15 protein-coding genes are annotated in these 13,714 nt (G+C 73.5%); 9 read left to right on the top strand and 6 right to left on the bottom strand.

What is annotated here, in order from left to right; translation table 11 throughout:
- The first annotated feature begins 18 nt into the window (after positions 1-18).
- Positions 19-1,161 (top strand): FAD-dependent monooxygenase, encoded by a 1,143-nt coding sequence (locus JNW87_RS23755; RefSeq protein WP_238454420.1) that lies wholly within the window; start codon positions 19-21, stop codon positions 1,159-1,161.
- A gap of 31 nt (positions 1,162-1,192) precedes the next feature.
- Positions 1,193-1,963: an isoprenyl transferase gene (locus JNW87_RS23750; RefSeq protein WP_109805990.1), complete on the top strand. Its 771-nt coding sequence runs from the start codon at positions 1,193-1,195 to the stop codon at positions 1,961-1,963.
- A gap of 19 nt (positions 1,964-1,982) precedes the next feature.
- Here the strand turns inward: JNW87_RS23750 and otsB are convergent, their stop codons facing one another.
- The 3 genes from otsB to JNW87_RS23735 form a co-directional block, all read right to left on the bottom strand.
- Positions 1,983-2,807 (bottom strand): trehalose-phosphatase, encoded by an 825-nt coding sequence (otsB, locus tag JNW87_RS23745; RefSeq protein WP_109806005.1) that lies wholly within the window; start codon positions 2,805-2,807, stop codon positions 1,983-1,985.
- 70 nt (positions 2,808-2,877) lie between these two features.
- Positions 2,878-3,231, bottom strand: coding sequence for a hypothetical protein (locus JNW87_RS23740; protein WP_109805991.1), 354 nt, complete (start codon positions 3,229-3,231; stop codon positions 2,878-2,880).
- Positions 3,232-3,393: 162 nt separating this feature from the next.
- Complete coding sequence (locus JNW87_RS23735; RefSeq protein ID WP_109805992.1) at positions 3,394-3,834, bottom strand: helix-turn-helix transcriptional regulator; 441 nt, start codon at positions 3,832-3,834, stop codon at positions 3,394-3,396.
- A gap of 264 nt (positions 3,835-4,098) precedes the next feature.
- On the opposite strand from JNW87_RS23735, the gene JNW87_RS23730 reads away from it, so the two are divergent.
- From JNW87_RS23730 to JNW87_RS23705, 6 genes are all read left to right on the top strand, one after another.
- Positions 4,099-4,440, top strand: a complete 342-nt coding sequence (locus JNW87_RS23730; protein WP_109805993.1) for a hypothetical protein — start codon at positions 4,099-4,101, stop codon at positions 4,438-4,440.
- Positions 4,441-4,492: 52 nt separating this feature from the next.
- Positions 4,493-4,933, top strand: a complete 441-nt coding sequence (locus JNW87_RS23725) for a hypothetical protein (RefSeq protein ID WP_109805994.1) — start codon at positions 4,493-4,495, stop codon at positions 4,931-4,933.
- Between the two features lie 345 nt (positions 4,934-5,278).
- The gene (locus JNW87_RS23720; RefSeq protein ID WP_109805995.1) at positions 5,279-6,694 is read left to right on the top strand and encodes a PhoH family protein; all 1,416 of its coding nucleotides are present in this window, start codon (positions 5,279-5,281) and stop codon (positions 6,692-6,694) included.
- A 284-nt stretch (positions 6,695-6,978) separates the two neighbouring features.
- Positions 6,979-7,659 (top strand): lytic transglycosylase domain-containing protein, encoded by a 681-nt coding sequence (locus JNW87_RS23715; RefSeq protein WP_109805996.1) that lies wholly within the window; start codon positions 6,979-6,981, stop codon positions 7,657-7,659.
- Between the two features lie 116 nt (positions 7,660-7,775).
- Positions 7,776-8,435, top strand: coding sequence for a rhomboid family intramembrane serine protease (locus JNW87_RS23710; RefSeq protein ID WP_109805997.1), 660 nt, complete (start codon positions 7,776-7,778; stop codon positions 8,433-8,435).
- A gap of 113 nt (positions 8,436-8,548) precedes the next feature.
- Complete coding sequence (locus tag JNW87_RS23705) at positions 8,549-9,517, top strand: NAD(P)/FAD-dependent oxidoreductase (RefSeq protein ID WP_109805998.1); 969 nt, start codon at positions 8,549-8,551, stop codon at positions 9,515-9,517.
- A gap of 41 nt (positions 9,518-9,558) precedes the next feature.
- Here the strand turns inward: JNW87_RS23705 and JNW87_RS23700 are convergent, their stop codons facing one another.
- Positions 9,559-10,254, bottom strand: a complete 696-nt coding sequence (locus JNW87_RS23700) for a TetR/AcrR family transcriptional regulator (RefSeq protein ID WP_109805999.1) — start codon at positions 10,252-10,254, stop codon at positions 9,559-9,561.
- A gap of 144 nt (positions 10,255-10,398) precedes the next feature.
- Between JNW87_RS23700 and JNW87_RS23695 the strand changes: the two genes are divergently transcribed.
- Positions 10,399-11,316, top strand: coding sequence for an NAD-dependent epimerase/dehydratase family protein (locus JNW87_RS23695; RefSeq protein WP_109806000.1), 918 nt, complete (start codon positions 10,399-10,401; stop codon positions 11,314-11,316).
- Between the two features lie 41 nt (positions 11,317-11,357).
- On the opposite strand, the gene JNW87_RS23690 is transcribed toward JNW87_RS23695, so the two are convergent.
- Together JNW87_RS23690 and glpX are read right to left on the bottom strand one after the other, a co-directional pair.
- The gene (locus tag JNW87_RS23690) at positions 11,358-12,329 is read right to left on the bottom strand and encodes a DMT family transporter (RefSeq protein WP_109806001.1); all 972 of its coding nucleotides are present in this window, start codon (positions 12,327-12,329) and stop codon (positions 11,358-11,360) included.
- Positions 12,326-13,357 (bottom strand): class II fructose-bisphosphatase, encoded by a 1,032-nt coding sequence (gene glpX, locus JNW87_RS23685; RefSeq protein ID WP_109806002.1) that lies wholly within the window; start codon positions 13,355-13,357, stop codon positions 12,326-12,328. The genes JNW87_RS23690 and glpX overlap by 4 nt, the downstream gene beginning before the upstream one ends.
- Between the last annotated feature and the right edge of the window lie 357 nt (positions 13,358-13,714).

Raw genomic sequence — 13,714 nt, 5'->3', positions numbered from 1 at the left:
AGGTCGTCCCCGCCGACGGTGGCGAGCACCGCGGTGACCGTCGGGTCGGCGAAGGCGGCGGTCAGGTCCCGGGCCCGGTCCCGCGGGTCGGCGCCCAGCGCCCGGGTGCTGCTGCTGGACCGGGCCGACTTTCCCCGGGACAAGGCCTGCGGGGACGGGATCGCCGCGCACGCGCTGGACGTCCTCGCCGAGCTGGGCGTCGCCGACGCCGTCGACGGGTACGCCCCGCTGCCCGCGCTGCGGCTGGTCGGCCCCGGCGGCGGGGCGGTGGCCCGGGCGCTGCCCCGGCCCGCGTACACGGTGCCCCGGAAGGTCTTCGACGCCCGGCTGGTGGCGGCGGCGGTGGCGGCCGGCGTGGAACTGCGCCGGCACACGGTGCGCCGGGTGGAGCTCCGGGGCGACCGGGTGGTGCTGGACGGGGAGTTGTCGGGCGGGGCGGTGGTGGGCGCGGACGGCGCCGGTTCGGTGGTCCGCCGGGCGCTCGGCCACCCGGTCAACCCGGACCGCCACCTGGCGCTGGCCATCCGGGGGTACGCCCCGGCGCTGCCCGGCCCGCCCGAGCAGCTCATCGTCACCTCGGCGCCGCGCTGGCCGGCGTACGCCTGGTCCTTCCCGATCGGCGACGGCCGGGCGAACGTCGGGTACGGGGAGGTGCTGCGCGGCGAGCCGCTGACCCGGGCCCACCTGGTGGACCGTCTCGCCGCCCTGCTGCCCGGCACGGATCCGGCGACGGTCACCGAGCTGCGGGCCCACCACCTCGCCGCTCTCCACCCACCGGCGGCGCCGGGGCGGGACCGGGTGGTGCTGGCCGGCGACGCGCTCTCGCTGATCAACCCGTTCACCGGGGAGGGCATCTTCTACGCGCTGCGGTCCGGCGCGCTGGCCGGCGCGGCGGCGGCCGGTTCCCCGGGTCAGGCCGCCCGCCGGTACGCGGACACGCTGCGTCGGCGGTTCGGCACCCACCTGCGGCACAGTTCGGTCGCGGCCTGGCTGGCCCGGCGCCGGCGGGTGGTCGACGCGGCGGTCCGGGCGGCCCGCCGCGACGACCGGGTCTACCGGACGGTGGTGGAGCTGGGGCTGGGTGACGGGCGGCTGGACGCCCGCACCCTGGCCATGATCGGCATCGGTCTCCCGGCCAGGGATCGGCCTCCGCGGCACTGATCTTCAACGGGGGTCGCTACCCTGCAAGGTGATGACTCTGCGGAAACTCCTCTACTCCGTGTACGAGCGCCGGCTGACGGCGAGGCTCGCGGGCAAGCCGGTGCCCCGGCACGTCGGCGTCATGTGCGACGGCAACCGCAGGTGGGCCCGGGAGATGGGCTTCGTCGACCCGAACGACGGCCACCGGATGGGCGCCGAGCGGATCAAGGAGCTGCTGCGTTGGTGCGACGCCGCCGGCGTGGGGCACGTCACGCTCTGGCTGCTCTCCACCGACAACCTCTCCCGGCCGGCGGCCGAGCTGGACCCGCTGCTCCAGATCATCGAGGACCTCACCACCGAGCTGGCCGAGGAGGGCAACCCCTGGCGGCTGCGGATGGTCGGCGCGCTGGACGTGCTGCCCGCGCAGCACGCCGCCGCGCTGAAGGCCGCCGAGGAGCGCACCCGGAACCGCAGCGGCGGCGCCCAGGTCAACATCGCGGTCGGGTACGGCGGCCGGCGAGAGATCGCCGATGCGGTCCGCTCGCTGCTGCTGGAGCACGCGGCGAACGGCGGCACGATCGAGGAACTGGCCAACTCGATCGACGTCGACCACATTTCCGAGCATCTTTACACCAAGGGCCTGCCCGATCCGGATCTGATCATCCGGACCAGCGGCGAGCAGCGGCTCTCCGGCTTCATGCTCTGGCAGTCGGCCCACTCGGAGTTCTACTTCTGCGAGCTGAACTGGCCGGATTTCCGCCGCGTCGACTTCCTCCGGGCCCTGCGCTCGTACGCCACCCGGCAACGCCGCTTCGGCGCCTGACCACCCACCGCCCGCGCGGTCAGGTGAGGTGCGGGAGGGCGTCGGTGAGGAAGGTGGCGAGCGCGGCCGGGGAGTCCAGGGTCAGATCGGCGGCGTCGGCCACCTCGAGACCGGTCTCCGGGTTGGCGACGGCCACGCAGACGCCGACGAACCGGGGGTCGGCGGCGGCGCGGGCGCGCAGCGCGGCGAACGCCTTGATGTCGGAGACGTCGTCACCGAAGTACCAGGCGCCGCCGGCGTCGCGGACGATCTCGCCGATCACCATGCCCTTGTCCCGGTCGACCGGGGGCTTGAGCTCCAGCACCATCCGGCCGGCCTGGCAGCGCAGCCCGAGCCGCTCGGCGCGGGCCCGGCCCCACTCCTGCACCAGGTTGCCGAGTTGCGGGGCGGTGCGCCAGTGCAGGGCGACGGAGAGCCGCTTGAACTCCACCAGGGCGCCGGGCGGCAACTCGGCGCGGGCCTGCTCGGCCAGCTCCGCCATGGTGGGCACCCAGGGCAGGGCGGCCGGCTCGGTGACCGTCTCGCCGCCGGAGTGGCTGTGCTCCAGGCCGTAGAGCCCGTACAGGTCGATCCCGCCGAGGCCGCCGAGGTGGTCGCGGAGGAACTCCACCGGCCGCGCGGAGACGATGGCGATCCGGCGTACGAGCGGGGCGAGCGCCTCCAGCGCGGCGAGCACCTTCGGGGCGGGCTGGACCGCGGTCGGGTCGTCGCCGACCGGCGCGAGGGTGCCGTCGAAGTCGAAGAAGAGCACCGTGTCGGCGGCCCGCTCGGCGGTCGCCCGCCAGGCGTGCTCAGCGTCCAGCGGGGTCTTCGGCTGCTGGTTGCCCAGATTCAACGGCGGCACGGGCGACAGCGTACCCCGGGCGGTGCGGCTCATTCGTGGCCGAGATGTGACGCTCAGCCGGCGGGACATGTCAGCGTTCGGCGGCCCCCCGTCCCCGGCGTCCGAACGGCACGACGGCCGCCTCCTGGCCGTGGCTGAGCAGGTAGCCCTCCACGAAGCCGGTGTTCCGGTCGCCGGTGTGCGTCTCGATCTCGTTCAGCCTGGCCACCAGGAACTCGGTGAGCGCGCTGACCCGGTCGTTGAGCCGGTCGTGCAGCTCGGCGACCACGGCGAGGACCACCGCGGTGCCGGCGGTGATGAGCGCGAAGAGATTGACGACTAGGGGAAGCTGCCCGCCGTTGATCACGCCGACCACCACGTTGCCGGTCACGCACGATGTCACCGAAACCACCGCGACCACGACTGCCAACCATTTCAGGGTCATGGACAGACCCCTCCTTCTGTCCCGCAGGGCTGGATTCGGCCTTGTCCCGTCCCCCCGCCGATGACGAGCCCAAGCAGTACGAATAGGGACGCTAGCGCGCCCGTTCCGGCCCCGGAGGGAAACGATCGGGTCTGCCCTACCATTCTTTCGCCATCTGAGGAACTACCCGGCTTGTTTACCTCTATTTCGGACTTCGACCGGAAGAGTTGGGCGATAAGCCAGGTAACGAATGGTTTCCCGGATGTGGAACTTCTCCGCGTCCGACACATTCGGGTCGACCAGACGGCGGAGCAGTGCCTCGACGTCGGGATCCATCGGCGGTGGGCTCGGGGCGCTGCGCGGCGGAGCCGCCCGGTCCCAGCCCAGGGCGGTGAAGGCGGTCGCCGGGTTGAGGCCCAGCCCCTGGCAGAAGGCGACCACCCGTTCCGCCTCCGGGTCGCTGGCCCAGTCGCCGCGTACCCAGCGGTTGATGGTCTGGCGGGAGACGCCGGTGCGGCGGGAGACCTCGGTCCCGCTCCAGGCCCGCATGGCCCGGGCGTCGTCCAGCGCGCGCCGTACGAAGGTGGCGAAGGCGATCTTCCGTGCGTTGGCCGTCTCGGTCACCCCGTGACGGTACGACCAGTCGTCCGCCCCGGGGAGGCCCGGCACGCTGCTGTCACGCAGACGTGACGGCTCTCTCGGATTTCCGGTAAACGATCCAGCGCTGCTCTTGAGGGGTGCCACCCGGGCAGAATAGGTGCCCACCAGTACGGCGGTAAACAGACGAAAAGCTGATACTGTCACGCCCATGAGACAACTTACGGTGTGTCACGTGCATGAGACGATGAGTGCTCACATGCGTCACTCCGCGGGTTTCAAGGGGGTCCGGTGACCGAGCTCGCCACCCGCGCCCAGGCGTTCGGCCTGATCGCCGAGGGGGTGGCCGCCGGGCTGAGCGCGCCCTGGCGCCTCTACCTCGCCCGGGGTTGCCGCTACCTCTCCCTCAGCGTCGCGGACCGCGACGAGTGGAACGCCTGGCGTATCCACCTCGGCTGTCCCGAGCTGAGCGTCCGGGTCTACGACGCCGGCGGCGAGATCCGGCGCTCCTCGGTCGCTGAGGTCGTGCTGGACGGCTGCCGGATCAGCGTCGAACTGGTCGAGGAGGTCAGCACCGCCGATCTGGAGCGGCTGCTGGTCGTCGACCCCGCGGCCGAGCCGGAGGAGCGATGACCCGGCGGGCGAGCGGGGTGTCCGGCGACCCGACGCCGGCGGGAGCGGCCGGATGAGCCCCTTCCTCGCGGTCTTCCTCGTCCTCGTCCTCGGGTCGACCAGCTATGCGGCGGGCCGGCTGCACGGCCAGCTCAGCTACCGGATCGGCTACCGCTTCGGTTATCGGCAGGGCTACTTCGACGGTGACCGGGGCGCCTGGAACCGGCGGCGCCGCGACGCCCAGGCCGCCATCGCCTCGGCGCTGGCCGGCCCGGTCGTCGCCCCGACGTCGGCCGCGGTGCCGCCGGTCGGCACGGGCCCGCGCGACGGTACGGCGACCGCGGTCGCGCTCGGTGGCCGGCCCGCGCCGGGGCCGTCCTCCCGCGCCACCGCGACCGCACAGTTCGGCGGGATCGCCACCCGGCAGGGCACGACCTACACCGGTTCCTCGTTCACCGCGTCCGTGGTCGGCGGCCGGCATCCGGCCGGGACGCTGGTCCGCCGGCAGGGCTGAGGTCCGCCAGGTACACGGTGCGTCGTCCGCGGCGGACGCGCACCGTCGGGACCAACGTCAGACCGGTGACGGTGGTCCGCCGGCCGGGATGCGCGCAGGGGGCATGCATCCCGGCCGGTTCCGCCGCCCGGCGTTCACGCCCCGGTCGGGTGGGATCCACTGCCGCGTACTAGCCGAAGGGCCGTGACGCGACTAGCGTCTAGTCATGGCACGGGGTTCTCCCGGGCCAGCCGGCCAGCCCGGACCTGCGACCTCGCGCACGGGGCCCGCATCCGACCCCGTGTCCACCGGGCACCGGACGAGGCGGAACACGGGTGGCCGGGTGCCCATCCGCGGAGCAGGCCTGTGACGACTCGCCGTACCCCCGCCGGTGCCGACCAGACCCCGGCCGCGACTGCCACGACCCGCCGGACCACCCGCAGCCGCCGCACCACGGCCGCCGCGTCGGTCGGCACCGAGGAGCCCCGACCAGCCGGCCAGGCCTTCGTCCTGGATACCTCGGTCCTCCTCTCCGATCCCGCGGCCTTCCACCGCTTCGCCGAGCACGAGGTGGTGCTGCCGCTCGTCGTCATCTCCGAGCTGGAGGGCAAGCGGCACCACCCGGAACTGGGCTGGTTCGCCCGGCAGTCGCTGCGCATGCTCGACGAGCTGCGGGTGAAGCACGGCCGGCTGGACCGGCCGGTGCCGGCCAACGACCAGGGCGGCACGCTCCGGGTCGAGTTGAACCACACCGACGACGGGGTGCTGCCACCCGGCTTCCGGAACGAGTCGAACGACGCCCGGATCCTCTCCGTGGCGCTCAACCTCGCCGCCGAGGGGTGCGAGGTCACCCTGGTCAGCAAGGACATGCCGCTGCGGGTGAAGGCGGCCTCGGTCGGCCTGCGGGCGGACGAGTACCGGCACGGCCAGGCCAGCGACCCGACCTGGACCGGCATGGCCGAGCTGGAGCTGGGCGAGGAGGAGATCGGCCGGCTGTACGCGGGCGAGACGCTCGACCTGGACGCCGCCGCCGGGCTGCCCTGCCACACCGGTCTGGTGCTGCACTCGGCCCGTGGCTCGGCGCTCGGCCGGGTGCTGTCCGACAAGACCGTACGACTGGTCCGCGGCGACCGGGAGGCGTTCGGCGTGCACGGTCGCTCGGCCGAGCAGCGGGTGGCGCTGGACCTGCTGCTGGACGAGTCGATCGGGATCGTCTCGCTCGGCGGGCGGGCGGGGACCGGCAAGTCGGCGCTGGCGCTCTGCGCCGGGCTGGAGGCGGTGATGGAGCGCCGCCGGCACAAGAAGGTGATCGTGTTCCGCCCGCTCTACGCCGTCGGCGGTCAGGAACTGGGGTACCTGCCCGGGTCGGAGTCGGAGAAGATGTCTCCCTGGGCCCAGGCGGTCTTCGACACCCTCGGCGCGGTGGTGCACGAGAACGTGCTGGAGGAGGTCACCACCCGGGGCATCCTCGAGGTGCTGCCGCTCACCCACATCCGGGGGCGCAGCCTGCACGACGCCTTCGTGATCGTCGACGAGGCGCAGTCGCTGGAGCGGGGGGTCCTGCTCACCGTCCTGTCCCGGATCGGCCAGGGGTCGCGGGTGGTGCTCACCCATGACGTCGCGCAGCGGGACAACCTGCGGGTCGGACGGCACGACGGGGTGACCGCGGTGATCGAGGCGCTGAAGGGCCATCCGCTCTTCGCACACGTCACGCTCAGTCGTTCGGAGCGGTCGCCGATCGCCGCCATGGTGACGGATCTGTTGGAGGACATTCCGCTCTGATATCGATTCCCTGCCGGGTTTGTCATTCCTTGCGGGTATTCGCTTTGTGGCCCAGATCACAAATGTGGCTGTTGGTTTCCCATCCGCCTCACTGTGCGCGATGGTGTCCAGCGAGCGCCCACGCACCAGAAAGATCGTCGGTCATCGCTCGCCCCGGCGAATGGAGACGGTCAACGCCGGTGCGTCGGCTGCGACCCGCGGGGTCGGGGCGCTCACGGCGCCGACGCGGCCACGGACGGCCACGCGTCGCGTCGTGTCCTTGCCCCCGACGAAGGGACCACTTCGTGAGTCGGCTGTGGAGCCGGTTCGGTGCCCGTACGGCCGCCGTCGCACTGCTCTCCGTGGGCGTTGCCGGCGGCTTCTATCTGGGCGAAGACCGGGAAACCCAGCAACAGGGCCTGACCGCGCAGGTCGGCCTCGAGGTCGACCGGGCGGAGTACGCGTACCAGCGTGAGCTGCAGGCCGACCACCGGCTGGAGTCGGCCAAGCAGCGGGCCGCCGAGTACCAGGCCAAGCTGCGGGCGGCGGCGGCGGCCAAGGAGGCCGCCGAACGGGCCCGCGAGGCCGAGGCAGCGGCGGCGTCCCGGAAGAAGGAACGGGAAGCGGCGGCAGCCCAGGTTGCCAAGCCGTACGACGGCCCGATCCCCGCCTCCTGCGAGGAGTTCAGCGGCAACCGGGCGATCGGCTGCGCCATCATGCTCGACGAGGGCTTCGCCATCGACCAGTTCCCCTGCCTCGACAAGCTCTGGACCAAGGAGAGCGGCTGGAACCACAAGGCCTACAACTCCGGCTCCGGCGCGTACGGCATCCCGCAGGCGCTGCCCGGCAGCAAGATGGGCTCGGTCGCCGACGACTGGAAGACCAACCCGGCCACCCAGATCAAGTGGGGGCTCGGCTACATCGAGGGCCGGTACGACGACCCGTGCGGCGCGTGGGCGCACTCGCAGAGCACCGGCTGGTACTGATCCGACGCTGACGACGGCGGGGTGTGTGGGCAGCCACACACCCCGCCGCCGTCGTGTCGCCCTGGGACGCGCCGCTCAAGTGGCGGTCGACCGCGATTGCTGATAGCCATTGGTACGTGACCTGGCGCGGCGGCCCGACGGGCGGCGATCCCCACCGGTTCGGCACCGAGGCGTTCTACGCCTCGCTGGGCCGGGCCTTCGTCGCGATGTGCGCGGTCGTGCCGGTGCTCTTCCTCATCGAGGCGCTCGACGTCGGGCTGCACGCCGACCTCGACGTGGCGGCCGGGATCATCCCGCACCGGATCCAGGGGCTGGACGGCGTCTTCTTCTCGCCGTTCCTGCACGCCGACTTCACCCACCTCTACAGCAACAGCATCCCGCTGATCCTGCTCGGCACCTTCGTGCTGGCCGCCGGCACCCGCCGGTTCCTCTGGTCGACGCTGGTGATCATCCTGGTCAGCGGGCTGGGGGTGTGGTTCACCGGCTCGCCCAACTCGGTGGTGGTCGGCGCGAGCGGCGTCATCTTCGGCTACCTGGGCATCCTGCTCACCCGGGGCGTCGTCGAGCGGAGCTGGTGGAACGTCGCGGTGGTGCTGCTGGTCGGCCTGCTCTACGGCTGGCAACTGCTCAGCATCCTCCCCACCGACGAGCGGATCTCCTGGCAGGGCCACCTGTTCGGGCTGCTCGGCGGGATCGTCGCGGCGGTCCTGTTCCGCCGCCGCCGCGCCGAGCTGGACCAGCCGCAGCACACGGAGCCGCCGCTCACCCTGCCCTGACCGGCCGGCAGGGTCGTCCGAACGGGTCATGGGACGTGCTTGCCGGAGGGCACCCGCCCGCCTACCGTCGGCATCAGCACACGTTGATCCGCGAGGCGGAAGTGACGGTACGCATGCGCGAAGTCGATGTCGCCGTGATCGGGGCCGGTCCGGCCGGGCTCTTCGCCGCGTACTACGCCGGGTTCCGTGGGCTCTCCGTGGCGGTGATCGACGCGCTGCCCGAGCCGGGCGGCCAGGTCGCCGCGATGTACCCGGAGAAGCTGATCCTCGACGTCGCCGGCTTCCCCGCCGTCAAGGGGCGGGACCTGGTGGCGAACCTGGTCGCCCAGGCCGCGCCGTTCGCGCCGGCGTACCTGCTCGGCACCCGGGCCGAGAAGCTCTCCTACGCCGACGGGCGGCCGGTACTGGGGCTCGCCGGGGGCGAGCAGCTCAGCTGCGGCGCCGTGATCGTCACCGGTGGGCTGGGCAGCTTCACGCCCCGGCCGCTGCCCGCCGCGGACAGCTTCGCCGGCACCGGGATCGTCTACTTCGTACCGCAGCCGACCGAGCTGGCCGGCCGGGACGTGCTGATCGTCGGCGGCGGTGACTCGGCCTTCGACTGGGCCCTGACCCTCCAGCCGCTGGCCCGGTCGGTGACCCTGGTGCACCGCCGGGAGCGGTTCCGCGCCCACGCGTCGACCGTCGCCCGGGTGCTGGCCCTGCCGGTGCGGGTGGTGGTCAACGCCGAGGTGACCCGGCTGTACGGGGAGGACCGGGTGACCGCCGCGGAGATCGTGGTCCGGGGTGGCGTCGCGGAGACGCTGCCGGTGGACAGCGTCATCGCGGCGCTCGGCTTCACCGCCGACCTGGGTCCGCTCGCGGAGTGGGGCCTGCGGCTGGATCGCCGGCACATCGTGGTGGACAGCGCGATGGCCACCAACCTGCCCCGGGTCTTCGCCGCCGGTGACATCACCGAGTACCCGGGCAAGGTCCGGCTGATCGCCACCGGCTTCGGCGAGGCCGCCACGGCGGTGAACAACGCGGCGGTGGCGATCGACCCGAGCGCCCACCTCTTCCCCGGTCACTCCTCCGACGGCAGCTGACGCCGCGACCGGCCCGTCGCGCCTCGCGCGGCGGGGACCGGTCAGGACGGTCCGGGGAGGCCGATCAGGTTGGCCATCAGGCCGGTCTGGTGGTCGAAGTACTCGTCCCGGTGCGGGAGCGTCCGGGTGATCCGGCCGAAGAGTTCGAAGCTGATCAGCCCGAACAACTGGGTCCAGCCGGCCATGCCGCGGGCCAGCAGCGCCTCGGACATGCCGGGGTACAGGCCGGCGGCGACCTCCGCGAGGTCCTCGCGCAGCGGGTCGGGCAACTCGTCGGGCGGCGGGGTGAGCCGGCCGGTGGTCAGTCCGTCGTGCAGGATGCCGACCAGCACGACCGGGGGACGCTGGGCCGGTGCGACCGTGTCGTCCGGGGCCGCGTACCCGGGGACCGGGCTGCCGTAGATCAGGGCGTACTCGGCCGGGTGGGCCAGCGCCCAGGCCCGGGCCGCCCGGCAGACCGCGTGCCAGCGCCCGCGCAGGTCGCGCCGCTCGACCGCCGCGTCGGCCGCCTCCACCGCGTCGCCGAGCGCGTCGTACGCCTCCAGGATCAGGGCCGTGAGCAGGTCGTCCCGGCTGGGGAAGTAGCGGTAGATCGCCGAGGAGACCATGCCCATGTCCCGGGCGACCGCGCGCAGCGAGAGGTTGGCGCCGTCCGTGGCGAGGTGGCGGCGGGCCACCGTCTTGATCTCGTCGATCATTCCGGCACGGACCCGGGCGCGCAGCGAGTGGGCGACCATGCCCCCACTCTGCCACGGATGAGAGCGCCAATCAAAATAGAGAGCACTGCTCTTGACGAAGTGTCATGCGGCGGGTCATGCTGGTCCCGTTCTCGGCGAGAGCAGTGCTCTCGGATCAGACCCCTGCTTCGAAAGGTGGCCCTCATGGCCCTGCACGTCATCGTCGGCGCCGGTCCCGTCGGCACGGCCACGGCCCGGCTCCTCGCCGGACGCGGCGACCAGGTGCAGGTGGTGACCCGCCGGGGCACCGGGCCCGAGCACCCGGCCGTCGAGCGGGTCGCCGCCGACGCCGCCGACGCGGACCGGCTGGCCGCGCTGACCGACGGCGCCGACGCCGTCTACAACTGCGCCAACCCGGCGTACCACCGGTGGCCGACCGACTGGCCGCCGCTCGCCGCGGCGCTGCTCAGCGCCGCCGAGCGCAGCGGCGCGGTGCTCGCCACGGTCGGCAACCTCTACGGCTACGGCCCGGTCGACGGGCCGATGACCGAGGCCACCCCGCCGGCGGCCACCGGCGTCAAGGGGCAGGTGCGCAACCGGATGTGGGCCGACGCGCTCGCCGCCCACCGGGCCGGCCGGGCCCGGGTCACCGAGGTGCGCGGCTCCGACTACCTGGGCGCCGGGGCCACCTCCCTGCCGATGCTGGTGCTGCCCCGGGTGCTCGCCGGCAAGCGGGTCTTCCTCCCGGTCGACTGGGACGCCCCGCACAGCTGGACGTACATCGACGACGTGGCCCGCACCCTGGTCGCCGCCGCCACCGACCCGCGGGCCTGGGGCCGCGCCTGGCACGTGCCCAGCGCGCCCGCCGTCGGAATGCGGGAGCTGGCCACCCGGGCGGCGGCCCTGGCCGGCGCCCCCGCGCCCAGGCTGATCCGGATGCCCTACCCGGTGCTCTGGCTCGGCGGCCTGGCCAACCCGTTCGCCCGCGAGCTGCGCGAGACCGCCTACCAGTTCGACCGGCCCTACCTGCTCGACTCCAGCGCGTTGACCGCCACCCTGGGCGTCGAACCGACCCCGCTGGACGTCGCCCTCGCCGAGACCGTCGCCGCGCTGCGCCGCTGACCGGCCACCGCCGCCCGCGTCGCCCGCCGCCGGAGCGGGCGTCAGCGGCGCGGTGCCGGCCCGAGCGCCGCGATCAGGACCGCGACCATGGTCAGCGCCGCGCCGAGCAGGGTGGCCGGCCCGGGATGCGAGGCCGCGGTCGGCAGGACCAGGTCCAGCAGTACGGCGCCGACAATCTGCCCGGCGATGGTGGCCAGCCCGAGCAGCAGCACCCCGGTGAAGCGGACGATGGCGGCGGCGAGCGCGATGAAGACGATGCCGATCGGGCCGCCCAGGTAGAGCCAGGGCTCGGTCGGGAAGCTGCCGCCCGGGCGGCCACGGACCGCCACGTCGATCGCGAGGGTGACGAGCAGGGCCGCCGTGCCCACCGTGAAGTTCACCAGCGTGGCCGACAGCGCGCTGCCGGAGGCTCCCCGCACCCGGCCGTTGACCGCCTGCTGCCAGGCGATGCCCACCCCGGCCAGCATCGGCAGCAGGGCCAGCGCCAGGGCGCCCGGGTCGCCGAGCCGGTCGCCCACCGCCAGCAGCACCGCCAGCACGGTGAGCGCCGCGCCGACCAGTCGGTTCGGGGTGACCGCCTGCCGGCCGGTCGGCCCGAGGCCGGCCCGGTCGACCAGCAGGCCGCTGGCGGACTGCCCGGCCACCACGGCGACGGTGAAGACGGCGACGCCGAGCGTGCCGATGGTCAGCCCCTGGGTGGCGACCAGGAAGGCCCCGCACACCCCGCCGAGGCACTGCCACGGCCGTAGCGACCCCTGCGCCAGCGCCGCCCGCAACGCGGCCAGCCCCCGCCGGCCGCCCGGGGTGGCGGGGACCAGCACCAGCAGGATCAGCAGGCCCAGGCCGAAGGAGACCACCGCGGCGGCGATCCCGTCGCCCAGTCGTACGCCCAACTCGCCGTTGATCCGGGACTGCACGGCCACCGCGACCCCCGAGGCGGTGGCCAGCCCGACGCCGGCGACCCGCCGGGTGGTCGACAGCGTGGGGGGCGCCACCGTCCCGGTCGCGCTCACTCCTGCTCGGCCAGCGGGCGACCGTCGAAGTCGACGGCCGAGTAGAGCGCCAGCTTCTCGAGCCGGTGGTACGAGTCGATCACCCGGATGGTGCCGCTCTTGGACCGCATCACGATCGACTGGGTGTACGCCCCGCCGGCCCGGTAGCGCACCCCGCGCAGCAGGTCGCCGGAGGTCACGCCGGTCGCCACGAAGAAGCAGTTGTCCCCGGTGACCAGGTCGTCGGTGAGCAGCACCCGGTCCAGGTCGTGCCCGGCGGCGAGCGCCTTCTCCCGCTCCTGGTCGTCGCGCGGCCAGAGCTTCGCCTGCATCGCCCCGCCCATGCACTTGAGCGCGCAGGCGGAGATGATGCCCTCCGGCGTGCCGCCGATGCCCATCAGCACGTCGACGTCGGACTCGCCCCGGGCGGCGGCGATCGAGCCGGCGATGTCGCCGTCGGAGATGAACCGGATGCCCGCGCCGGTCCGCCGGATCTGCTTCACCAGGTCGTCGTGGCGGGACCGGTCCAGCACGCAGACCGTCACCTCGGAGACGTCGGTGCCCTTGACCTTGGCGATCCGGCGCAGGTTGTCGGCCACCCCGGCGTTGATGTCCACCACGTCGGCGTACATCGGGCCGACCGCGAGCTTCTCCATGTAGAAGACGGCGCTCGGGTCGAACATCGAACCCCGCTCGGAAACCGCCAGCACCGCGAGGGCGTTCGGCATGCCCTTGCTCATCAGGGTGGTGCCGTCGACCGGGTCCACCGCCACGTCCACCTCGGGGCCGCTGCCGTCGCCGACCTCCTCGCCGTTGAACAGCATCGGGGCGTTGTCCTTCTCGCCCTCGCCGATCACCACGACGCCCCGCATCGGGATCGAGTTGATCAGTTTGCGCATCGCGTCGACGGCTGCCCCGTCGCCGCCCTCCTTGTCGCCCCGACCGACCCAACGGCCGGCCGCCATCGCCGCGGCCTCGGTGACCCGGACCAGGTCGAGGGCGAGGTTGCGGTCGAGATCCTGCGGGATCCGCGTCCTGGTGTTCGTCATGACGGCTCCTCCTCGCGACGTTGCGGGGTGGACCGGCAGGATGCGGCCGTCGCCGCTGCCGGCTTTGTCGCTGATCCTCACACGATCGCCGACGTGACGGCGGGGCGGGGCGGGGATGGCCAGCTTCCCGCCGTCCGGGCGGCCCGGGCCCAGGCCGGTCGTGACCTGGCCGATCCGTCGCGGGCCGGCTCCGCAGCGGAGCCGGCTGTGAGATCGGTCGCTCTCCGCGGCGGCGGCGGGTCGATGCCCGCCGGCCGGCGTCAGCTCGCGGGCGCCGTCGTCCGGTCGCCCCGCCGGCGGTCGCGCGGGGTGATGGCGTGGGCGACCCAGGGGGCCGGGCGGCGGATCGCGGACCGA

This window comes from Micromonospora sp. ATA51 (assembly GCF_016802855.1).
GTDB classification, from domain to species: domain Bacteria; phylum Actinomycetota; class Actinomycetes; order Mycobacteriales; family Micromonosporaceae; genus Micromonospora; species Micromonospora sicca.
This window is presented reverse-complemented; position numbering and strand designations above follow the sequence as displayed.